Annotated in this window: 16 protein-coding genes, 1 tRNA gene and 1 rRNA gene; 6 read left to right on the top strand and 12 right to left on the bottom strand. The window is 42.5% G+C overall.

The annotated features are described in order from the left end of the window. Positions 1–154: 154 nt before the first annotated feature. The 10 genes from rpoC to deoC all read right to left on the bottom strand — a co-directional run bounded on the left by rpoC (position 155) and on the right by deoC (position 13,378). Entirely contained in the window at positions 155–4,330 is a 4,176-nt protein-coding gene (gene rpoC, locus ACJJVX_RS05515; protein ID WP_054206870.1) for a DNA-directed RNA polymerase subunit beta', read from the bottom strand. A gap of 104 nt (positions 4,331–4,434) precedes the next feature. Beyond that, positions 4,435–8,460 carry a DNA-directed RNA polymerase subunit beta gene (rpoB, locus tag ACJJVX_RS05510; protein WP_054206869.1) on the bottom strand — a complete coding sequence of 1,342 codons (4,026 nt, stop codon included), beginning with the start codon at positions 8,458–8,460 and terminating at the stop codon, positions 4,435–4,437. A 271-nt stretch (positions 8,461–8,731) separates the two neighbouring features. Continuing rightward, the gene (gene rplL, locus ACJJVX_RS05505) at positions 8,732–9,094 is read right to left on the bottom strand and encodes a 50S ribosomal protein L7/L12 (protein WP_054206868.1); all 363 of its coding nucleotides are present in this window, start codon (positions 9,092–9,094) and stop codon (positions 8,732–8,734) included. 74 nt (positions 9,095–9,168) lie between these two features. Next, positions 9,169–9,663, bottom strand: a complete 495-nt coding sequence (rplJ, locus tag ACJJVX_RS05500) for a 50S ribosomal protein L10 (protein ID WP_054206867.1) — start codon at positions 9,661–9,663, stop codon at positions 9,169–9,171. A 323-nt stretch (positions 9,664–9,986) separates the two neighbouring features. Continuing rightward, a complete protein-coding gene (gene rplA, locus ACJJVX_RS05495) occupies positions 9,987–10,691 on the bottom strand; it encodes a 50S ribosomal protein L1 (protein ID WP_054206866.1) in 705 nt (234 codons plus the stop codon). A 3-nt stretch (positions 10,692–10,694) separates the two neighbouring features. Next, positions 10,695–11,123 (bottom strand): 50S ribosomal protein L11, encoded by a 429-nt coding sequence (gene rplK / locus ACJJVX_RS05490; RefSeq protein ID WP_008108462.1) that lies wholly within the window; start codon positions 11,121–11,123, stop codon positions 10,695–10,697. A 215-nt stretch (positions 11,124–11,338) separates the two neighbouring features. After that, positions 11,339–11,896 (bottom strand): transcription termination/antitermination protein NusG, encoded by a 558-nt coding sequence (gene nusG, locus ACJJVX_RS05485; RefSeq protein ID WP_054206865.1) that lies wholly within the window; start codon positions 11,894–11,896, stop codon positions 11,339–11,341. Positions 11,897–11,900: 4 nt separating this feature from the next. After that, positions 11,901–12,278, bottom strand: a complete 378-nt coding sequence (gene secE, locus ACJJVX_RS05480; protein WP_054206864.1) for a preprotein translocase subunit SecE — start codon at positions 12,276–12,278, stop codon at positions 11,901–11,903. Between the two features lie 132 nt (positions 12,279–12,410). Next, positions 12,411–12,487: transfer RNA gene (locus tag ACJJVX_RS05475), tRNA-Trp, on the bottom strand. Between the two features lie 141 nt (positions 12,488–12,628). Then, a complete protein-coding gene (gene deoC / locus ACJJVX_RS05470) occupies positions 12,629–13,378 on the bottom strand; it encodes a deoxyribose-phosphate aldolase (protein WP_405630558.1) in 750 nt (249 codons plus the stop codon). A gap of 290 nt (positions 13,379–13,668) precedes the next feature. Here deoC and cysG point away from each other — a divergent pair, with 290 nt between their 5' ends. From cysG to cysQ, 6 genes are read left to right on the top strand one after another with little or no spacing between them, the layout of a single operon-like run. Next, entirely contained in the window at positions 13,669–15,090 is a 1,422-nt protein-coding gene (gene cysG / locus ACJJVX_RS05465; protein WP_054206862.1) for a siroheme synthase CysG, read from the top strand. 55 nt (positions 15,091–15,145) lie between these two features. Further along, positions 15,146–16,045: a sulfate adenylyltransferase subunit CysD gene (cysD, locus tag ACJJVX_RS05460; protein WP_054206861.1), complete on the top strand. Its 900-nt coding sequence runs from the start codon at positions 15,146–15,148 to the stop codon at positions 16,043–16,045. Next, on the top strand, positions 16,045–17,472 hold the full coding sequence (gene cysN, locus ACJJVX_RS05455; protein ID WP_054206860.1) for a sulfate adenylyltransferase subunit CysN: 1,428 nt from the start codon (positions 16,045–16,047) through the stop codon (positions 17,470–17,472). The genes cysD and cysN overlap by 1 nt, the downstream gene beginning before the upstream one ends. 30 nt (positions 17,473–17,502) lie before the next feature. After that, a complete protein-coding gene (locus tag ACJJVX_RS05450; protein ID WP_054206859.1) occupies positions 17,503–19,227 on the top strand; it encodes an SLC13 family permease in 1,725 nt (574 codons plus the stop codon). Between the two features lie 30 nt (positions 19,228–19,257). Further along, positions 19,258–19,857, top strand: coding sequence for an adenylyl-sulfate kinase (gene cysC / locus ACJJVX_RS05445; RefSeq protein ID WP_054206858.1), 600 nt, complete (start codon positions 19,258–19,260; stop codon positions 19,855–19,857). A gap of 3 nt (positions 19,858–19,860) precedes the next feature. Next, positions 19,861–20,631 carry a 3'(2'),5'-bisphosphate nucleotidase CysQ gene (cysQ, locus tag ACJJVX_RS05440; protein WP_405630553.1) on the top strand — a complete coding sequence of 257 codons (771 nt, stop codon included), beginning with the start codon at positions 19,861–19,863 and terminating at the stop codon, positions 20,629–20,631. Between the two features lie 845 nt (positions 20,632–21,476). On the opposite strand, the gene ACJJVX_RS05435 is transcribed toward cysQ, so the two are convergent. Both ACJJVX_RS05435 and rrf read right to left on the bottom strand, forming a co-directional pair. Continuing rightward, positions 21,477–22,736, bottom strand: a complete 1,260-nt coding sequence (locus ACJJVX_RS05435) for an aromatic amino acid transport family protein (protein WP_405630551.1) — start codon at positions 22,734–22,736, stop codon at positions 21,477–21,479. Between the two features lie 416 nt (positions 22,737–23,152). Beyond that, a 5S ribosomal RNA gene (gene rrf, locus ACJJVX_RS05430) occupies positions 23,153–23,267 on the bottom strand. Positions 23,268–23,272: the final 5 nt, after the last annotated feature.

Below are 23,272 nucleotides of genomic sequence, written 5' to 3'. Positions count from 1 at the left end.
AAAAAATCCGCCCTTTATTTACGTGCTCGTATCAAACGTGCAGGTAAATGGGTGGCGGAATTTTAATGAGCAAAGATTGACCTGTCAACCTAAACCGTTAGCAAGGCAGTAGATAACTACCTTGCTAAAAGCTAATCTATTGATTAGATTCAGTTTATTGATTTCCAGATAAATCTGCGTTTAAAGCGTCTGTTAGTGCTTGAGTTGCCTCTTCTGCACTTACCGTTTGCTCTTCAACGACTACTTTACTCTGCTTACGACGAGCCATACGTTCTTGATGATACGCAAAACCGGTACCGGCTGGGATCAATCGACCCACAATTACGTTTTCTTTCAGACCGCGAAGTTCATCGCTCTTACCATTTACAGCGGCTTCAGTTAGGACACGAGTTGTCTCCTGGAACGAGGCTGCTGAGATGAAAGATTCTGTCGCTAGTGATGCTTTAGTGATACCCATTAACTGGATTTCAAACTTAGCAGGTAACTTGCCTTGAGCTTCAAGATCACGGTTTGCGATATTAACGCGCGCCACTTCGATTTGCTCACCAGCTAAGAATTCACTATGACCACCGTCTGTAATGGTACATTTACGTATCATTTGACGGATAATTGTTTCAATGTGCTTGTCATTGATCTTAACGCCTTGCAAGCGGTAAACTTCTTGCACTTCGTTAACGATATAGTTAGCAACATGAGTCACACCACGTAGGCGTAAGATGTCATGTGGTGACTCAGGACCATCGGCGATAACTTCACCTTTAGACACTTGCTCACCTTCAAACACGTTAAGTTGACGCCATTTAGGGATCATTTCTTCGTAATGATCACCTTCTGGTGGAGTAATAACTAAACGCTTCTTACCTTTAGTCTCTTTACCAAAGCTAATCGTACCGGTTACTTCAGCTAAAATAGCTGGTTCTTTCGGTTTACGAGCTTCGAATAAATCGGCTACGCGTGGTAGACCACCCGTGATATCACGAGTTTTCGAACCTTCCTGCGGGATACGTGCTAACACGTCACCTGGGTTTGCTGTAACGCCGTCAATTACTTCAATCGTAGTGAATGAAGGAAGACGAGTTTCTTGCAAGCCGCGCTCTTCACTTTCGATGATAAGCTTAGGTTCTTTTGTATTCAACTTAGCAAGATCTTTAACAACTACACGGGTTAAGCCGGTTAGTTCATCAGTCTGTGCTTCAGTGTTTGAGTCATCGATATCACTGAATGATACTTTTGACTTATGCTCAAGAACGATTGGGTGACTATGCGGGTCCCAAGTAGCAACAATGTCGTTACCTTGAACTTCAGCATTATCTTGAACTGTTAATACTGCACCGTAAGGTACTTTATAACGCTCTTTCTCACGGCCATGACTATCGATGATAGTGATTTCCGTAGAACGTGAAGTAATAACAATCTTACCGTCAGTGTTTAATACATATTTAGCATTGTGAAGTTTCAATGTACCGTTAGTTTTAACTTGTACATTGTTCTCAGCAGATGCTCTAGATGCCGCACCACCGATGTGGAATGTACGCATCGTAAGCTGTGTACCTGGCTCACCGATTGATTGAGCCGCGATAACACCTACTGATTCACCCGCGTTGATGATATGACCACGTGCTAGGTCACGACCATAACACTTAGCACATACACCAAAGTCATTATCACATGTGATAACTGAACGTACGCGAACTTCATCAACTGAATGCTCTTCTAAAAGATCACACAGTTTTTCATCAAGCATGATATTACGTTCAACAAGTACAGTATTAGTACCTGGGATCACAATATCTTCAGCAACAACACGACCTAGAACACGTTCACGAAGTGCTTCTACAACATCACCACCTTCAATAAGCGGTTTCATTGTTAAGCCATCTTCTGTGCCACAGTCATCTTCATTGATTACCAAATCTTGTGCAACGTCTACTAGACGACGCGTTAGGTAACCCGAGTTCGCTGTTTTAAGTGCTGTATCGGCAAGACCTTTACGCGCACCATGCGTTGAGATGAAGTACTGAAGTACGTTTAGACCTTCACGGAAGTTAGCGGTGATTGGCGTCTCAATGATTGAACCATCTGGACGTGCCATTAGACCACGCATACCCGCCAGCTGACGGATCTGAGCAGCACTACCACGAGCACCTGAGTCGGCCATCATAAACACAGAGTTAAATGATGCTTGCTCTACTTCTTCACCTTTTGCATTAATCACTGTGTCTTTCGACAAGTTAGACATCATCTCACGTGATAGATTTTCATTTACACGTGACCAAATATCGATAACTTTATTGTACTTCTCACCAGCCGTTACAAGACCTGATTGGAATTGTTGGTTGATTTCAGTAACTTCAGCTTCTGCTGCTTCAATGATTTGTGCTTTAACCGGTGGGATAACTAAGTCATCAATACCGATAGAAACACCAGACTTCATTGCATAATGGAAACCGGTGTACATAACTTGGTCAGCAAACACAACAGTGTCTTTTAGACCTAGACGACGGTAACACTCATTCAATAAGCCAGAAATCTGCTTTTTACCTAATGGCTGGTTAATTGACGCGAACGGCATACCAGTTGGTAAAATAAGAGACAAAATTGCACGGCCAACAGTTGTTTCGATAACAGTTATAGTATCTTCTACTACACCATTTTCGTTTTTAACTGATTGGCTAATACGCACTTTCACGATTGCGTGAAGGTCTGCATTACCACTACGGTATGCTTTTTCTGCTTCTTTTGGATCTTTAAAGATTGCGCCTTCGCCTTTGGCGTTGATGCGATCACGAGTCATATAATAAAGACCCAATACAACATCCTGTGATGGAACGATGATTGGCTCACCATTCGCAGGAGATAGAATGTTGTTTGTCGACATCATAAGGGCACGCGCTTCAAGCTGTGCTTCAATCGTTAGCGGTACGTGTACCGCCATTTGGTCACCATCGAAATCGGCGTTGTACGCCGCACATACTAATGGGTGCAAATGGATTGCTTTACCTTCGATAAGCACAGGCTCAAACGCTTGGATACCCAAACGGTGAAGTGTTGGTGCACGGTTAAGTAATACTGGATGTTCACGAATTACTTCGTCTAGTACATCCCATACTTCCGGAACTTCACGTTCAACCATCTTCTTAGCAGCTTTGATCGTCGTAGCCATGCCGCGACGCTCTAATTTGCCATAGATGAATGGTTTAAATAACTCAAGTGCCATCTTCTTAGGAAGACCACATTGGTGAAGCTTAAGTGTAGGACCCACTGTGATTACAGAACGGCCTGAATAATCTACACGCTTACCAAGTAAGTTCTGACGGAAACGACCTTGCTTACCCTTGATCATATCAGCAAGAGATTTAAGCGGGCGCTTGTTAGAACCTGTAATTGCACGACCACGACGACCGTTATCAAGTAGCGCATCAACCGCTTCTTGTAACATACGTTTTTCGTTGCGTACGATAATGTCTGGTGCTGCTAAATCTAATAGACGCTTAAGACGGTTATTACGGTTAATAACACGACGGTAAAGGTCATTTAGATCTGAAGTCGCAAAACGGCCACCATCTAGTGGTACTAATGGACGTAGATCAGGTGGCAATACTGGAAGTACTGTCATGATCATCCACTCAGGGTTATTACCTGATTGGTGGAACGATTCCATTAATTTAAGACGTTTAGTGATCTTCTTACGCTTGGTTTCAGAGTTAATAGTTGGTAACTCTTCACGCATTTCAGCAATTAATTGTGCAAGATCGAGTTCACGAAGCAAGTCTAAAACTGCTTCAGCACCCATCTTAGCTTCAAACTCATCGCCGTGCTCTTCAAGTGCATCAAGGTATTCTTCTTCACCAAGTAATTGACTACGCTCAAGCGTTGTCATACCAGGCTCAGTTACTACGAATGATTCGAAGTAAAGAACACGTTCAATATCACGAAGTGTCATATCTAGCATTAAGCCGATACGTGACGGTAATGATTTTAAAAACCATATATGTGCAACTGGGCTCGCAAGGTCGATATGACCCATACGATCACGACGCACTTTAGTGAGTGTTACTTCAACGCCACACTTTTCACAGATCACACCACGGTGTTTAAGACGCTTATATTTACCACATAAGCATTCATAATCTTTCACTGGGCCGAAAATACGGGCACAGAATAAGCCATCGCGCTCAGGCTTGAAAGTACGGTAGTTAATAGTCTCAGGTTTCTTTACTTCACCGTATGACCATGAACGAACCATGTCTGGTGAAGCAAGACCAATGCGAATTGCATCGAATTCTTCGGTCTTATTTTGTTGCTTCAGAAACTTAAGTAAGTCTTTCACCTTAGCTCTCCTGTCGGAGTTAATCTTGAGGACGGATGATTTCGTCCCTACATTCTATTCGGCCGTAACAGATGCTGCAGCGTTAGCTACAGCATCTAATTGGCTTAATTTTCTTCCAACTCGATGTTGATACCCAGTGAGCGGATTTCTTTCAACAATACGTTGAACGATTCTGGCATACCTGGTTCCATTTTATGGTTACCATCAACGATGTTTTTATACATCTTAGTACGACCGTTCACGTCATCCGATTTCACTGTTAGCATTTCTTGTAGAGTGTAAGCAGCACCGTAAGCTTCAAGTGCCCATACTTCCATCTCACCGAAACGCTGGCCACCGAACTGTGCTTTACCACCCAGCGGCTGCTGAGTAACAAGGCTGTAAGAACCAGTAGAACGTGCATGCATCTTATCATCAACTAAGTGATTCAGTTTCAGCATGTACATGTAACCAACGGTTACTTGACGTTCAAACTGATCGCCAGTACGGCCATCATAAAGTGTAACCTGACCACTTCGTGGGTATCCACCTAGCTCTAACATGTCTTTGATTTCGCTTTCTTTCGCGCCATCAAATGCAGGAGTTGCAATCGGTAAACCACCTTTTAAGTTTACAGCTAGACGACGAATTTCGTCATCAGAGAAGCTAGCAATGTCTACAACTTGGCGAGATTCACCAATTTCGTAAGCTTGCTTGATGAAGTCACGTAGCTCATGAAGCTCACGTTGTTCTTTCATCATTTCTTCAATGCGCTCACCAATACCACGCGCAGCTAGACCCATATGTGTTTCAAGGATCTGACCGATGTTCATTCGCGATGGTACACCTAGTGGATTCAATACGATATCTACCGTACGACCTTTGTCATCGTATGGCATATCTTCTACTGGTACGATAGTCGAGATAACACCTTTGTTACCATGACGACCCGCCATTTTGTCACCCGGTTGGATACGACGTCTAACAGCAAGGTATACTTTAACAATCTTAAGTACGCCTGGTGCTAAGTCATCACCTTGGGTAATTTTACGACGTTTGTTTTCAAACTTCTTATCGTATTCAGCTTTAAGCTCATCGTACTGGGCTGCTAATTGCTCAAGTTCAGCTTGCTTGTCTTCTTCAGCAAGGCTTTGAGTAAGTAGTTTTTCAGCATTAAGTGACGCTAATCTGTCTTCGTCTTGACCGGCTGCAATAAGTAACTTACGAGCACGATCTAACACGCCTGCTTCAAGAATACGGAATTCTTCATTAAAGTCTTTTTTCGCATCACGAAGTTGCATTTCTTCAACTTCTAGCGCGCGCTTGTCTTTTTCAACACCATCACGGGTGAAAACTTGCACGTCAATTACAGTACCTGTTACAGAGTTTGGTACACGTAATGAGCTGTCTTTAACGTCAGACGCTTTCTCACCAAAGATAGCTCGTAGAAGCTTCTCTTCAGGCGTTAATTGCGTTTCGCCTTTCGGAGTCACTTTACCTACTAGGATATCGCCGCCTTTAACTTCAGCACCGATATAAACAACGCCTGATTCATCAAGCTTGCCTAGTGCAGACTCACCCACATTCGGGATATCTGCTGTGATCTCTTCTGGACCTAACTTAGTATCACGGGCGATACACTGTAGTTCTTGAATATGGATAGTCGTTAGACGATCTTCTTCAACTACGCGCTCTGATAGTAGGATTGAATCCTCGAAGTTATAACCGTTCCATGGCATGAATGCCACGCGAAGGTTTTGACCAAGGGCTAAGTCGCCTAAGTCAGTCGAAGGACCATCTGCTAACACATCACCACGAGTAACCGGTTCACCAACCATACAAGTCGGTTTTTGGTTAATACATGTATTTTGGTTTGAACGTGTGTATTTGGTTAAGTTGTAGATGTCGATACCCGCTTCACCAGGGATGCGTTCTTCTTCATGTACATTAACAACGATGCGACTTGCGTCAGCATACATTACTTCACCACCACGTTTAGCAACGATCGTTACACCAGAATCTTTCGCTAGTGTTAACTCAATACCAGTACCTACTAACGGCTTATCCGCTTTCAATGTTGGTACTGCTTGACGTTGCATGTTTGAACCCATCAATGCACGGTTAGCATCATCATGTTCTAAGAACGGGATAAGTGCGGCCGCTACAGAGATCACCTGTTGTGGTGATACATCCATATATTGCTGATCCATACGACCCATAAAGGTTGATTCACCTTTGTGACGACATGGAATTAGTTCATCTACAAACTCATTGGTTTCAGTTAAGTTTGAGTTCGCCTGTGCGATAACAAACTGACCTTCTTCAATGGCTGATAGGTAATCAACTTCATCAGTTACAACACCGTCTACCACTTTGCGGTATGGTGTTTCTAAGAAACCATAATCATTCGTACGTGCGTACGTAGATAGTGAGTTAATTAGACCGATGTTTGGACCCTCAGGAGTCTCGATTGGACATACGCGACCATAGTGAGTTACGTGAACGTCACGTACTTCAAAGCCTGCGCGCTCACGAGTCAAACCACCCGGACCTAATGCAGAAATACGACGCTTATGCGTTACTTCTGATAGCGGGTTATTTTGGTCCATGAACTGTGATAACTGAGACGAACCAAAGAACTCTTTTACCGCTGCCGAAATAGGCTTAGCGTTAATAAGATCTTGTGGCATGATCGCGTCAAGGTCACCTAAGCTTAAACGCTCACGTACAGCACGTTCTACACGTACTAGACCTACACGGAATTGATTCTCAGCCATTTCGCCAACACTACGAATACGACGGTTGCCTAAGTGATCGATATCATCAACATCGCCTTGACCATTACGAATAGCTATTAGCACCTTCATAACAGACACGATGTCTTCTTTGCTTAATGTACCAGGGCCTGTGTCTGTATCATAACCAACACGGCTATTGAACTTCATACGACCTACTGTTGATAAGTCATAACGTTCTTCTGAGAAGAATAAGTTCTCAAATAAGGCTTCAGCCGCGTCTTTCGTCGGTGGCTCGCCTGGGCGCATCATGCGATAAATTTCTACTAGTGCTTCTAAGCGGCTACTGCTTGAATCAATGCGTAACGTGTTAGAAATATATGCACCGCTGTCAACTTCATTGATATATAGAGTATCAATTTTAGTGTGACCTGCTTTAACCAACTCAGCCATAAGCTCTAGAGTTAATTCATCATTCGCATTTGCGATAACTTCACCCGTTGACTCATCAACGTAGTTTCGCGCAATTACACGACCAATGATGTACTCATGTGGCACTTCTAGTTGGCTAATGCCTTTTTTCTCGATGCTCTTGATATGGCGCGCAGTTACACGACGGCCAGATTCAACGAACACTTCACCATCTTCGCTTTTTATGTCAAAGGCAGCGGTTTCACCACGTAAACGTGAAGGTACAAGTTCCATTAGAACTTTACCGTCAGTTACTTCAAACGCAGTGGTATCGAAGAAGATATCTAAGATTTCTTCACTCGAGTACTCAAGTGCACGTAGGATGATAGACGCCGGTAATTTACGACGACGGTCAATACGTACATATAAGTTATCTTTTGCATCAAACTCAAAGTCTAACCATGAACCACGGTAAGGGATAACACGTGCGTTATAAAGCACTTTACCCGATGAGTGAGTTTTACCGCGGTCGTTATCAAAGAATACACCAGGGCTACGGTGTAGCTGAGAAACGATAACACGCTCTGTACCATTGATTACAAAAGTACCGGTATCGGTCATGAGCGGAATTTCGCCCATGTAAACTTCTTGCTCTTTAATGTCTTTAACTGTGCCTGGCGCTTCTTTATCCATCACCACAAGACGCAATTTTACGCGAAGTGGAGCAGAATAAGTCACACCGCGAATTTGACATTCTTTTACATCGAAAACTGGCTCACCAATACGATAACTTACGTATTGAAGCTCAGAATTTCCCGAGTAGCTTTTGATTGGAAACACAGAACGGAAGGCAGCTTCCAAACCATGATCGCCATCAGCGTCCGGCACTAAGAATTTTTTAAACGATTCTAACTGTGTTGACAGTAAGAAAGGTATATCCAAAACTTGTGGACGTTTACCAAAATCCTTACGGATACGTTTCTTTTCAGAATAAGAGTAAGCCATGGGGTTCCTCAGCTTGCTGATCTTTGACCCGACCTGTTCTTGTAAGAACAGACTTAACTGGCATCTAAGCCAAGATTGTACAACATTTAATTGTTGTTCTAATAGACTCTCACTTTAACACTAGCAAACTATAAAGCGTTGAAAGTAAAGAAAAAATTAGATTTTATTTGAGCTATAGGAATACATCGCTCTATAGCGCAAAAAGGCCGGTGATTAAATAATCACCAGCCCTTGCCTGATTTCTCAGGCAGCGAACTTAGCAAAAGCTAAATTACTTAACCTCAACTTCAGCACCAGCTTCTGTAAGGTCTTTAGCAAGTGCTTCTGCTTCTTCCTTAGAGATAGCTTCTTTAACTGGAGTTGGAGCAGCTTCAACAAGCGCTTTCGCTTCTTTAAGGCCTAGGCCAGTTGCGCTACGTACAGCTTTGATTGCCGCAACTTTATTAGCGCCAGCGCCAGTAAGGATTACGTCAAATTCAGTTTTCTCTTCAGCAGCTTCAGCAGCTGGACCAGCTACCATTGCAGCTGCAGCAGTTACGCCGAATTTTTCTTCCATTGCTTCGATAAGAGCAACAACGTCCATTACTGACATTTCAGCAATTGCGTCAAGGATTTGGTCTTTAGTTACAGACATTACAAATTTCCTAATAATTAACGGACTTTAAGTCCAAAAAAATTTTACACCGAAAGTGATTAAACAGCTTAAAATTAAGCAGCTTGCTCTTCTTTCTGTACACGTACTGCTTCAATTGTTTTACACAATTTGCCAGCAGACGCTTCTTTCATAGCGCTCATTAAGCGTGCAACAGCTTCATCGTATGTAGGTAATGTCGCAAGCATTGCTGCATCAACAACATTTCCTTCAAAAGCGGCCGTTTTAAGCTCAAATTTCTCATTCTTTTTCGCGAAATCTGAAAAGATACGCGCAGCAGCACCAGGGTGCTCTGATGAGAAAGCGATTAAGCTTGGACCAACGAATGAATCAGAAAGGCACTCAAAATCTGTTCCTTCAAGAGCACGTTTTGCTAAAGTGTTACGGACAACTTTCATCCAAACACCCGCTTCACGAGCTTCTTTACGAAGGGCAGTAATTGCACCTACTGTTACACCACGAGAATCTGCAACAACTGCAGATAGAGCACCATTGGCTGCTTCGTTGACTTCAGCAACAATTGCTTTTTTGCCTTGAAGATTTAAAGCCATGGGTGTTACTCCTGGTTTAATGGGGTCACCGACACTCGGTTTCCCTGTTCTACTCTTCCCTATCAAACAAGATAGAGATGCTTTTTACGGCGAGAGCCAGAAGGATTAGGAAAAATCTATCTGGGGATTCACACCGTCTACGTAGGTGAATATTAAGGCCGAAGCCACCTACGGTCTTGGACGGAAGCCCAATTTATCGCTTTACCCGAAGGCTCACCGAAATTATGGACTTCAACCCGAATTCTTTACTTTGCTAACAAACGAATTAATCAGCAAAATGGCGCAAAATTATAGTACAAATTTCACGCCATGTAAACACTCAATTAAACAACAGTTGTTGTTAAAGTGCTTTGGTCAACAGAAACACCTGCGCCCATTGTTGTAGAGATGGTTACTTTCTTAATGTAAACACCTTTTGCTTGTGAAGGCTTAGCCTTCTTAAGCGCAACAATTAGCGACTCAAGGTTTTGTTGAAGTTGCTCAACTGTGAAATCAACCTTACCAATAGTAGTATGGATGATACCATTTTTGTCATTGCGGTAACGCACTTGACCAGCTTTAGCATTTTTAACTGCTTCTGCAACGTTAGGTGTTACAGTACCAGTTTTAGGGTTTGGCATTAGACCACGTGGGCCTAAGATTTGACCTAGTTGACCAACAACACGCATAGCGTCTGGTGATGCAACTACAACGTCAAAGTTCATCTCGCCTTTCTTAACTAGTTCAGCAAGATCTTCCATGCCCACTAATTCAGCACCGGCTTCTTTCGCAGCTTCTGCGTTAGCGCCTTGTGTGAATACAGCAACACGAACATCACGACCAGTACCGTTAGGTAGTACAGTTGCGCCACGAACGTTTTGATCAGATTTACGAGCATCAATACCAAGGTTAACGGCAACGTCAACACTTTCTACGAATTTAGCAGTCGCTAACTCTTGTAAAAGAGCAACAGCTTCGTTGATTTCGTAATCTTTAGTTACTTCCACTTTTTCGCGGATAGTACGCATACGTTTAGTTAATTTAGCCATTTCTTAGTCCTCTACGTTCAAGCCCATCGCACGCGCAGAACCTGCGATAGTGCGAACCGCAGCTTCTAAATCAGAAGCTGTAAGGTCAGGTTTCTTTGTCTCAACGATTTCTTCAAGTTGAGCACGAGTTACTGTGCCTACTTTTTCAGTGTTAGGACGGCCTGAACCAGATTTGATACCTGCAGCTTTCTTAAGTAAGTAAGCAGCCGGTGGCGTTTTCATGTCGAACGTAAATGAACGGTCGCCGTAAACAGAGATCACTACAGGAACTGGAGCGCCTTTTTCGATAGATTCTGTACGTGCGTTAAACGCTTTACAGAATTCCATGATGTTTACACCGTGTTGACCTAGTGCTGGACCTACTGGAGGACTAGGATTAGCCATACCAGCAGCAACTTGTAGCTTGATTAGAGCTTCAACTTTTTTAGCCATTATAAATACCTCATTAGGTGGGTCTTAGCCTTGTGCGCGCGAGGACGCGTACTCTAGCGGCTTCCCAGTTTAAAAATTGGTTTCTCACTTTTTATAATCAAATCAAGAAACTCTATCATTGAATACAAAAAGGCCGCTGATTATAAGTTAATCAGCGGCCTTTATCAAGTCTTATGCTGAGTAATAAATTACTTAGCATAAACTATCTAATTTTATTATTTATCTTGCTCAACTTGACCAAATTCAAGGTCAACTGGCGTAGAACGACCAAAGATAAGTACCGATACTTTTACGCGGCTCTTTTCATAGTCAACTGCTTCTACTACACCACTAAAGTCAGCAAACGGGCCATCAACAACGCGTACCACTTCACCTGGTTCAAATAATGTAGCAGGTTTAGGTGCTTCTGCATTTTCTTGTAGACGGTTAAGAATACGATCTGCTTCTTTCGTGCTAATTGGTGCTGGACGATCAGACGTACCACCAATAAAGCCCATTACGCGTGCTGTACTATTTACTAAGTGCCAGCTTGCGTCATTCATATCCATTTGTATAAGCACATAACCTGGGAAGAATTTACGCTCAGACTTGCGCTTTTGACCTGCGCGCATCTCAACAACTTCTTCAGTTGGTACTAATACTTCACCAAAGCTCTCTTCAAGACCTTCGATTTTAATATGCTCTAAAATAGTTTGTGCTACACGCTTCTCGTAACCTGAGAAAGCCTGTACTACGTACCAACGTAGTTTAATCTCTTTCTTCTCATCCGACATGGGATCAGATCTCCAATCCAGTTAAAAAGCCTACTGCGCGGAATAATACACCATCTAATCCCCAAAGGATAAGTGCCATAATCACAGTTGCAACCATTACAATAAATGTCGTATGGGTAGTTTCTTGACGCGTTGGCCATACTACTTTACGTACTTCGATACGTGCTTCTTTGGCAAAAGCAAGAAATGCTTGCCCTTTACCAGTGAGTGAAGCAATACCTAAACCTGCCGCAACCGCAAACACTACACCAATTGCACGGTATAGAGCAGATGCATCTGCGTACATGTGATTACCAACTACTGCGCCTGCAAGTAGCGCAATTGCCACAAGCCACTTTACTGAATCCATCGCACTCGATGGTGTTTCTACATTCGTGCTCATAATATTATTACCTTAACTACAGACACAACAACCTTACACAAAGGAAAGGCTAATCCATTAAAATCTAAACTTAAAAACAGACTTATTTAAACCGATTTTTAATCTCAGACTTCACCCTCAAAAAGGATGAAATGGCAGGGGCGGAGAGACTCGAACTCCCAACCATCGGTTTTGGAGACCGCTGTTCTACCAATTGGAACTACGCCCCTGCAAAGTGGATGCCTATTATACTTACGCAATTCATTAACACAAGTGTAAAAGATACTCATATTATAAAATCTTAGCGGTTAATTAACCTCTTGATTGTAAAATGGCGAAACTGAGCCTACCAAAGCGGTAAGTTATATCTATTAGGCTTTACTTTTCAAGATGTCATACACATCTATTAACAGTCCTGATGCACCAAATCTAAATGTTGAGGTGTTTACATACTCCTTCCCCATGATATTTAAACCTAGTTGCAAATAGTTACTTGCATCAACAACAGTTTTAACGCCTCCAGCGGCTTTAAAGCCGACTGCCTTTCCTGACATTTTAATCGTCCGTAAAATAATTTCAGCCGCTTCAAGCGTAGCGTTAACTGCAACTTTGCCGGTGCTGGTTTTAACAAAGTCAGCACCACCGGCAATTGCTATTTCTGTCGCCAGTGTTATCAACTGCGCTGTTTTTAGTTCGCCGGATTCTATAATTACTTTTAATTGTACGTGTTCAGGACAACACTCTTTACTGGCACGCACATATTCTAGCGCTGTGGCTTCGTCCCCCGCGATTAAAGCTTGATACGGTAACACCAAATCAATTTCATCTGCGCCACGCTCTATTGCGATTAATGTTTCATTAATTACTTCACTTAGCTCACTGTTGCCTGAGGGAAAGTTAGTTACTGTGGCGACTTTTACATAACTAAGCTCGCGCTCAGCTAAAGCAAGCTTGGCGTCATCAACAAACTCACTATAAACACACACTGCAGCCGGAATACCTAGGTTGGGCTTAATACTAGCCACCAAGGCCTGTATTGCCGCCGTGCTATCATTACTATTTAAACTCGTTAAATCCATTAATTGCACGGCTAATGCCGCATCTACTAATTTAGTTGTCATAAATTGCGCCTAAATATTCATATACCGCTTTTTGGAATACGCATAGTATCAAAATTTAGCATTCTCGCTATAGCTCATAACCAAACACTATAAGCTATTCAAACTGAGTGATAAACATTGCAACTGCGCTCAATCCCTTGTTAACTAAGCCTTAAGCCAAACAAGCCCACCCTATATAACATTTAGTTATATAAACTGGGTTTTAATTATTTTTTACTTAGCTTGGGGCGCTATATTCTGCGCTTCTGAAGACGCATTTATATGCTGTTATTTTTCCAAGGGGTTACACGATGCAATATTTACCTATCTTTACCAAGCTAGACAACAAGCCTGTACTGGTCGTTGGTGGTGGAGAGGTCGCATTACGCAAATGTCGCGCGTTTTTAAAAGCACGCGCAAATGTAACCTTAGTAGCACCTTGGTTTTGTGATGAGTTAAAAGAACATGCGCATAATAACGAAGTCACGCTAATTGATGCTTATTTTGATGAATCGCACCTTGATGGCAAAATGCTCGTAATTGCAGCAACAGATAAAGATGCTGTCAATAATGATGTTTTCGAGTTGGCTAATGCACGAAATGTATTTGTTAACGTGGTGGATGATCAACCTAAGTGTACCTTTATTTTTCCTTCAATTGTTGATCGTGATCCGATCACTATTGCCATTTCAAGCGCTGGCACAGCGCCAGTCTTAGCACGTCGCTTACGTGAAAAACTCGAAACGCTAATTCCACAGCATATAGGCCCATTAGCAACTTTGGTTGGTAGTTTTCGTGACAAAGTAAAACAACGTTTTACAAGTTTTGCTGATCGCCGTCAATTTTGGGAGGGCGTATTTGATTCATCGGTTGTAAGTAAAGTACAAAGTGGTGATACAGCAGCAGCTGCTTCCCAACTTGAGCAGTTACTTAATATAAAACTAGCACCTGAAGGCGAAGTATATGTCATAGGTGCAGGTCCAGGCGATCCTGAGTTGCTAACATTGAAAGCACTACAATTAATGCAACAAGCTGATGTGGTCGTTTATGACTACCTAGTGTCTGATGAAATAATGGAGCTTGTACGTCGTGATGCAGATTTAATCTGCGTAGGTAAACGTTTAGGCGATCATAGTGTTGCCCAAGAAGACACGAATCAACTGCTTGTTGACCTTGCTAAGCAAGGTAAAAAAGTGTGTCGAATTAAAGGTGGCGACCCATTCATTTATGGTCGTGGTGGCGAAGAAGTACAAGTATTAGCCGCAAACCAAGTGAACTATCAAATTGTTCCAGGTATTACTGCAGCGGCTGGTTGTAGTGCCTATGCGGGGATCCCGCTAACGCACCGAGATCACGCGCAATCAATTCAGTTTGTAACTGGTCACTGTAAAAAAGATGGCCAAGAATTAGATTGGCAATCGCTTGCTAAACCACATCAAACATTAGCAATTTATATGGGTGTCATTAAGTCCCCACATATTCAAGCTCAGTTATTAAAACATGGCCGCGGCGCAGATACTCCCGTGGCTATTATTGAAAACGGCACACGCAAAAATCAACGTGTAGTTACCGGGAAGTTGGGTGAACTCGCCGATTTAATCGAACGCCATAGCATTATTTCACCGGCATTATTAATTATTGGTGAAGTTGCATCATTACATGAGCAACTTCATTGGTTTGGCACAAAAGCGCAAACCAGCAGCTTTGCTCAACCGCTAACAGATGTTGCATAAGCTTCAAATTATTTAAATATTTTAACTTTTAATCATTTTAGTAGGACGACTAACAATGGCTTTAACTCACCTTCAGCAATTAGAAGCTGAAAGTATAAAAATCATGCGCGAAGTGGCTGCTGAGTTTGAAAACCCAGTAATGCTTTACTCTATCGGTAAAGACTCTTCCGTGCTATTGCACCTTGCTCGTAAAGCGTTTTACCCAGGTAAAATTCCGTTTCCACTTCTGCACGTTGATACCGACTGGAAGTTTAAAGAGATGATTGAGTTTCGTGACCGTTTGTCAAAAGAGTATGGCTTTGACTTAATCGTCCATAAAAACCCTGAAGGCCTGGCAATGGGCGTTGGGCCATTTACACATGGCTCAGGTAAGCACACTGACATAATGAAAACTCAAGGCTTAAAGCAAGCACTTGATAAGTATGGTTTTGATGCTGCTTTTGGTGGTGCCCGCCGCGATGAAGAAAAATCTCGCGCAAAAGAGCGTGTTTACTCGTTTCGTGATAAACACCATAGATGGGATCCTAAAAACCAGCGTCCAGAGCTTTGGAATACCTATAACAGCCAGGTAAACCCGGGCGAAAGCATTCGTGTATTCCCGCTGTCTAATTGGACCGAACTTGATATTTGGCAATACATCTACCAAGAAAACATTGATATGGTGCCATTGTACCTAGCAAAAGAGCGTCCAGTTGTTGACCGTGACGGTACGCTGATTATGGTTGACGATGAACGTATGCCGCTTGCTGATGGCGAAGTACCGATGATGAAATCTGTACGTTTTCGTACTTTAGGTTGTTACCCACTTACAGGTGCCGTGGAATCTACGGCCAGTACTTTAACCGAAATTATCGAAGAAATGCTGTTATCGACTTCATCAGAGCGTGAAGGTCGTGTAATTGACCATGATTCAGCAGGTTCAATGGAGAAGAAAAAACGTGAGGGCTATTTCTAATGTCTAATCAAAATAACGACACAATTAATGAAGTAAAAGAAATAGGCATCGATGCCTACCTTGCTCGCCAGCAAGATAAAAGCCTATTACGTATGCTGACCTGTGGTAGCGTAGATGACGGCAAATCAACCCTGATTGGCCGCCTACTGCATGATAGCCACCAAATTTATGAAGATCAGCTAGCCGCCCTTCATAAAGATAACGAAAAAGTAGGTAACGCAGGCGAAGAGCTTGATTTAGCTCTTTTAGTTGATGGTCTACAAGCTGAACGTGAGCAAGGTATCACCATAGATGTTGCTTACCGTTATTTTTCAACAGCAAAGCGCAAATTCATCATTGCTGATACCCCAGGACACGAGCAATACACACGTAACATGGTAACGGGTGCGTCAACTAGTGATGTAGCCATTATTCTTGTTGATGCGCGTTACGGTGTACAAGTACAAACTAAACGTCATAGCTTCATTTGTGATTCACTGGGCATTAAACAGTTTGTGGTTGCCGTGAATAAAATGGATATCGTTGATTTTGACGAAACCGTTTATGAGCGTATTAAAGCCGAGTACTTGCACTTTGCTGAGCAACTTAACGTATCAAACATTAAGTTTGTGCCTATGTCAGCACTTAAAGGTGACAACGTAGTAACTCGTTCAGCACATACACCGTATTACACCGATAAGCCGTTGCTAGAGCTGCTAGAAGACTCACCAGCAGCTGAAACAGATACAGGCTTTGAAGCGCGTTTTCCTGTCCAATATGTAGTACGTCCTAACCTTAACTTCCGTGGTTTCCAAGGTACATTAACCTCGGGCAAGTTAAGCGTTGGAGATGCTATAAAAGTTTTGCCATCGGGTAAAACATCAAGCATTAAAGAACTAGTAACGTTTGACGGTAACTTAGATACCGCACAAGCAGGCCAAGCAATTACTATAACGCTTAACACCGAAATTGATATTAGCCGTGGCGATGTTATCGTCCCAGCTGAGTCAACCGCTACAGTGACTAACCAAGTACAAGCGAAATTGGTATGGATGCATGAAGCCCCCCTGGTTTTAGGTAAAAGCTATAACTTTAAGTTGGGCAGTAAAAACACCTCAGCCATCGTGAAAAAGATTGATCACACCATTGATGTGAACACGCTTGAACACGGCAGCGCGGATAGCTTACAGCTTAACGAAATCGCGATTGTAACCTTAGAATTGACCGAAACTATTTTGGCTGATACTTATCACAACAATCACGAAACCGGTGCATTTATCTTAATTGATCGCCTATCTAACCTAACAGTTGCAGCGGGCATGGTTGAGCAAGTTCTAACTAGCCAAGAACAGAGCGGTAACTTTAGTGATTTTGAAGTTGAGTTTAACACTTTAGTACGCAAGCACTTCCCACATTGGCAAGCGCTTGATATCTCAAAGCTTAAATAATCAACTTCGCCTGTTAAGGATATATAAAGCATGTATCAACAGCTAGTATTAACAGGCATTATGCTCACTTTAGTCGGGTGCCTTTTTGGCACGCGACTAAAGCCAGCATGGCTTTTTGTCAGTGGTATTGGTATTGCCTATCTTGGTGGTTTAATTGAACTTGAAGATATGCTTATTAACTACGCTAACCCATCACTGATCACCCTTGTGTTATTAGTGTTAGTATCGATTGCGGTAGAAAAAACCACGCTCGTACAAAAGCTTGCCCAGTCATTATCAAAAGGAAGTTTAACCAGCTCAGTCACTAAACTTGGCCTTTCGACCGCCTTTTTATCCTCATTTACGAATAATACCGCCGTGGTAGCGTCGCTTATCACCGCAATTAAAGACAGCCCAACACATTCACCTTCAAAGCTGCTACTCCCGCTGTCGTATACCGCTATTTTAGGTGGCACAATCACCTTAATTGGCACCTCAACAAATTTAATCGTCAATGGCTTTGCCGTTGATGCTGGCATGGCACCGCTGGGCTTTTTCGACTTTACCTTAGTCGGCTTAGGCGCATTAAGTGTTGGCCTTATCACTATTTTAGTAATGCTAAAATACCTGCCTGACAACGGCAAAAATGACCAAGAAGTGGTGCCCTTTTACCTCGAAGGTAAAATAGAAGAAGGCTCAAAGCTAATTGGTAAAAGCGTAGAAGAAAACGGCCTACGTGAATTAAAAGACTTATTCCTCGCTGAAATTATCCGCGGCGATAAACGTATTTGCGCCGTCACGCCTCAACAAGTTATTAAAGCAGGCGATGTACTACTATTTGTTGGCGATATAAAATCAGTCCCGCTATTAACTCGCTTTGACGGTCTAAAAGTAGTCCATGACAAACATGAAAAAGACGTAGAACACCTTGTTGAAGTAGTCGTTAGTCAATCATCAAAGTTTATAGGCAAAACGGTTAAAGAAGTACGTTTTCGTGAACAGTTTCATGCCGCAGTGATTGCTATTCGCCGTGGTCACGACCGCTTGCAAGGCGGCCTTGGTAAAGTAAAACTACAAGCAGGTGATTCACTGATCCTTGCCCCAGGTAAAGACTTTTATACCTTACCTAATTTAAAGCGTGAGTTTGTGTATATCTCAGGGCTTGATTTACAAACTCATTTAGCACCTAAACAATCTAACTTAGTATTAGCCAGCTTTGCGGTGGTACTCGGTTTAAGTATTGTTGGCTATGTGCCACTGGTAAAAGGTTTACTCGTTTTATTAATCGGCTTAATGCTCACCGGCACTATAAAACTCAGTGAAGTAAAGCGTCGTTTCCCAATCGAATTACTCGCAGTTGTTGGCAGCGCCATTGGTCTTGCTAAGTTAATGATAGGAACAGGCCTTGCTGGCGAAATATCGTCAGCGCTGTTTTATGTACTCGGGGATTTTGGCCCGTACGGCGCTTTTATCGCGATTTTTGTGATGACAGTATTATTTACCGAACTAATCACGAATAACGCCGCAGCTGCATTATCATTCCCTGTCGCATATGCATTGGCTATTGGCTTTAATGTTGACCCGCTGCCGTTTATTATGGCGGTTGCCTTTGGCGCATCAGCCAGTTTTATATCACCATTTGGTTATCAAACTAACCTAATGGTTTACAGCGCCGGTAACTATCGTTTAAAAGATTATGTATTAATGGGATTACCGCTTTCAATTATTTATTCAATAACGGTATTAACCCTGATCCCGCTGGTGTTTCCATTTTAAACCAGCGCACCACGAAAAGAGGCATAGCAAATGGATGAGAATATTGTTTGGCATAATTACGCAATTACCAAAACACAACGTAGCGAACACAAAAGCCATAAGCCTGCTATTTTATGGTTTACAGGGTTTTCAGGTTCAGGCAAAAGCACCGTGGCAAACGCCCTTGAAAGCGCACTAAATCAACAAGGTATTCATACTTATCTACTTGATGGTGACAACGTACGCCACGGTTTATGTAAAGACTTAGGCTTTAGTGACGAAGACCGCATTGAGAATATCCGTCGCGTAGGGGAAACCGCCAAACTCATGGTTGATGCAGGCATTTTGGTACTCACCGCATTTATTTCACCTTTTCGCGCTGAACGGGATATGGTCAGGAACTTAGTTGATGACGGTGAATTTATAGAAGTATTTTTAGACACGCCTTTAGACGTGTGTGAAAGTCGCGACCCTAAAGGCTTATACAAAAAAGCCCGCGCTGGTGAAATAAAACACTTCACAGGTATAGATTCAGACTACCAAATACCTAATTCACCTGAAATAACCCTAGATACCAGTAAAAATACCCTAGACCGATCGGTGCAAGAGCTGATAGCGTATCTTAAACAACAGCAAATAATTAAAGGTTAAGTCATGAACCAAACGGAACTGCTAGAAGAAGTATTGATCCTCGCCCGCCAAGCTGGTTGTGCAATTATGGGGATTTACGAAAAGGATTTTAACGTTGAATACAAAGCTGATGAAAGCCCAGTTACCGACGCCGATCTTGCAGCCCACAAAGTGATTGCCAATGGCCTAGCCCACTTAACGCCAGATATTCCTGTATTAAGTGAGGAAAGTGCCGACATTAGCTGGGATATTCGCCAAACCTGGACTCGCTATTGGCTTGTAGATCCAATTGACGGCACCAAAGAGTTCATTAAAAAGAATGGCGAATTTACCGTTAACATCGCTTTGATTGAACACGGCAAACCAATTTTAGCCGTAGTCGATGCTCCTGCACTTGGCGTATCGTACCTAGCCGCGGAGGCAATCGGCGCCTTTAAAGACAAAGGCGACGAACGCATAGAGCTTAAGGTGACTACTAAACCTAACAAAGGGTTAATTCGCGTAGTCGGCAGCCGCTCGCACCCGTCACCTGATTTAGCCGAGTTTGTAAAACGCTTTGATGAAATTGAAATGGTCTCAAAAGGCAGCTCACTCAAACTGTGTCTAGTCGCCGAAGGCCGCGCTGATATTTACCCTCGCTTAGGTCCAACCTGCGAATGGGACACCGGCGCAGGCCACGCCATTGCTGAAATCGCTGGCGCGAAGGTCACTAAACTCGACGGCAGCCCGCTTGTTTACAATACTAAGGATGAATACCTGAATCCGTATTTTATTGTTTCAGCGGTGGAAGAATAAAAGCTTTCAGCTGTAAGCTATCAGCCGTCAGTTTAGGAACTGATCGGCGTTACATTTGACGCCGAGGCTGGGTAGAGCGAAGCAAAACCCAGCATGCTGAACTATAAGCTGTAGAGCTTTAAGCGGTAAGTTATAAGCGCCTCAAAACCCAACCCGTAGGAGATGGCTTTAGCCACGAAAAATCCTACACCGAACTCTATTAAAAAAACAAATTTCACCACAGAGACCACCGAGGCACTTCGCGCTGCACAGAGATTGTTTTTGTAGGTCGGGGTTTACCCCGTCACATTGTCAGGCTAAAGCCAGACCTACAAGACATAAAACCGTAAGTCCAAATATACCCGTAGGAGATGGCTTCAGCCACGAAAAAGCCTACACTGAATTCTATTTAAAAAGGCAATTTCAGCACCGAGCGCACCGAGGTTTGATATTCATGTTCTTTTGTAGGTCGGGATTTATCCCGTCACATTTTTCAGGCTAAAGCCAGACCTACAAGACATAAAACCGTAAGTCCAAATATACCCGTAGGAGATGGCTTCAGCCACGAAAAAGCCTACACTGAATTCTATTTAAAAAGGCAATTTCACCACCGAGCGCACCGAGGTTTGATATTCATGTTCTTTTGTAGGTCGGGATTCATCCTGTCACATTTTTCAGGCTAAAGCCTGACCTACAAGATGTAAAACCGTAAGTATAAATCCCATGTAGGAGATGGCTTCAGCCACGAAGAGCTCTGTACTGCATCTATTTGATAAACAATCCCACCACTTCGAAAATCAACTCTCCTAAAAATACTAAAAACCCCGCTAAGTTTCCTTGCGGGGCTGTTTAGATCTATATTTCAGTTACCTAATAAAGCTATATAGCAATGCCATTACGGCAAGAACGCCGACAAACAATACAAATAAGGTGCTAAAGCGGCCACGGTATTTTTGTAATGCGGGGACTTTATACACGGCAATCATCGGCATGATGAATAAGATCATCGCAATAATTGGCCCTGAAAGCTTATCCATCATATCTAAGATGCTTGGGTTTTGAACTGCACAAAACCAAATTGCAAAAAACATGATTGCAACACCAATCTTATCTGCTATTTTAACGTCTAATTTAGTTTGCTTTGTTACAAGACCATTAAAGCTTTCACGTGCTCCTAAAAAATGACCCAAGAATGAAGATGTAATAGCAATAAATGCAACTAGAGGACCTAGCGTTGCTATAAATGAATTATCAGTTACATTTGCAAGGTAAGATAAAACTGACACATTTTGTGCTTTAGCTTGTAACATTTGCTCTGATGTTAAAGAAAGCACACACGAAAATACAAACAGCAGTACAAACACGATTAAAAGTAAGCTGGTACGCTTCAAAATCGCTTCAGACTTAGCTGTAGCTTCCTTACCATAGTGACCTCGCTGTATATTTGCAAAGCTTGAGATAGCCGCAGCATGGCTAAAAGAGAACACTATAATAGGAATTGATAACCATAATGTTTGGCTAAAGCTACCAAACTCTGGGAAACTCATATTTGGCATTTGCCAGCTAGGAATTAAATACAAAGATAAAAAGAATAATATGCCAACCAACGGGTATACCAATATTGCAAAGGCACGTAGCATTAGCTTTTCGCCACCTAACATTAGGCTGATCATACCTGCTACCAAAACACCTGAAAGTAATGCTCGAGATGGTGACTCCATCCCGAGCTGATTTACCATAAAGCTATCAACCGTATTGGTTAAACCTACACCATAAATAAGTAAAATTGGGAAAATAGATAAAAAATAAAGTAACGAAATTAAACGTCCTGCGTTTACGCCAAAATGCTCTTCAACAACATCAGTAAAGTCCGCATCTTTATTTTTTGACGACAATACAAAACGCGCTAAACCTCGATGAGCTAAAAAAGTCATAGGAAAAGCTAAGCAAGCTAAAATCACCAACGGCCAAAAACCACCAATCCCTATATTTATTGGCAGAAACAAAATACCAGCACCCACGGCAGTACCAAAAAGACTCAACACCCACTGGGTATCATGAAAATTCCATTTAGATTTGCTTGTTGTCGATGCCTCAAATTGCGCAGCATCAGTGGAAGAATTCATGCACTTCACCTATTAGAATAATAATTTGGCAAGAGCATATAGAAGTCAGCTAAAAATTTCAGGTTTTGACGATGCAATTAAGTAAATAATGCTAAATATGCTGTAATTGATGAGTTACTAACTGTCACTAATTTGAAACAGTCGTGAAATCAAAATTAAAATTCAAATAGAGGAAATAGATTTACTCGTTTCCATATTAAAATAAATCATATGTATAGCTGTAAAATCACACACACTATTTGAGCTCACTCAGTAAGATGTAGGTCGTGATTTATCGCGACAACCGATATATGGGGGTGTACTGCTTTCAGATGAGCGCCTGAGCGACACTCGCCACCTTGCACCTTGCTCGCTGTTTCACTATCCTGCAGACGTAAAAAAGCCCGACTCTATGAGTCGGGCTTTCTTTATTTGGAGCCTGGCGATGACCTACTTTCACATAACAAATGCTACACTATCATCGGCGCTGTTTCGTTTCACTACTGAGTTCGGCATGGGATCAGGTGGGTCCAAAACGCTATTGTCACCAAGCAAAT

Origin of the sequence: Pseudoalteromonas sp. Ld20 (assembly GCF_045064175.1) — a bacterium.
GTDB classification, from domain to species: Bacteria; Pseudomonadota; Gammaproteobacteria; order Enterobacterales; family Alteromonadaceae; genus Pseudoalteromonas; species Pseudoalteromonas neustonica.
The sequence above is the reverse complement of the archived record's forward strand: the minus strand, read 5'-3'. Positions and strand labels throughout refer to the sequence as shown.

Coding starts and splice junctions, on each gene's coding strand:
- rpoB (WP_054206869.1), bottom strand. CDS start 8,460: ATGGCTTACTCTTATTCTGAAAAGAAACGTATCCGTAAGGATTTTGGT.
- rplL (WP_054206868.1), bottom strand. CDS start 9,094: ATGTCTGTAACTAAAGACCAAATCCTTGACGCAATTGCTGAAATGTCA.
- rplJ (WP_054206867.1), bottom strand. CDS start 9,663: ATGGCTTTAAATCTTCAAGGCAAAAAAGCAATTGTTGCTGAAGTCAAC.
- rplA (WP_054206866.1), bottom strand. CDS start 10,691: ATGGCTAAATTAACTAAACGTATGCGTACTATCCGCGAAAAAGTGGAA.
- rplK (WP_008108462.1), bottom strand. CDS start 11,123: ATGGCTAAAAAAGTTGAAGCTCTAATCAAGCTACAAGTTGCTGCTGGT.
- nusG (WP_054206865.1), bottom strand. CDS start 11,896: ATGTCGGATGAGAAGAAAGAGATTAAACTACGTTGGTACGTAGTACAG.
- secE (WP_054206864.1), bottom strand. CDS start 12,278: ATGAGCACGAATGTAGAAACACCATCGAGTGCGATGGATTCAGTAAAG.
- deoC (WP_405630558.1), bottom strand. CDS start 13,378: ATGACAACTAAATTAGTAGATGCGGCATTAGCCGTGCAATTAATGGAT.
- cysG (WP_054206862.1), top strand. CDS start 13,669: ATGCAATATTTACCTATCTTTACCAAGCTAGACAACAAGCCTGTACTG.
- cysD (WP_054206861.1), top strand. CDS start 15,146: ATGGCTTTAACTCACCTTCAGCAATTAGAAGCTGAAAGTATAAAAATC.
- cysN (WP_054206860.1), top strand. CDS start 16,045: ATGTCTAATCAAAATAACGACACAATTAATGAAGTAAAAGAAATAGGC.
- ACJJVX_RS05450 (WP_054206859.1), top strand. CDS start 17,503: ATGTATCAACAGCTAGTATTAACAGGCATTATGCTCACTTTAGTCGGG.
- cysC (WP_054206858.1), top strand. CDS start 19,258: ATGGATGAGAATATTGTTTGGCATAATTACGCAATTACCAAAACACAA.
- cysQ (WP_405630553.1), top strand. CDS start 19,861: ATGAACCAAACGGAACTGCTAGAAGAAGTATTGATCCTCGCCCGCCAA.
- ACJJVX_RS05435 (WP_405630551.1), bottom strand. CDS start 22,736: ATGAATTCTTCCACTGATGCTGCGCAATTTGAGGCATCGACAACAAGC.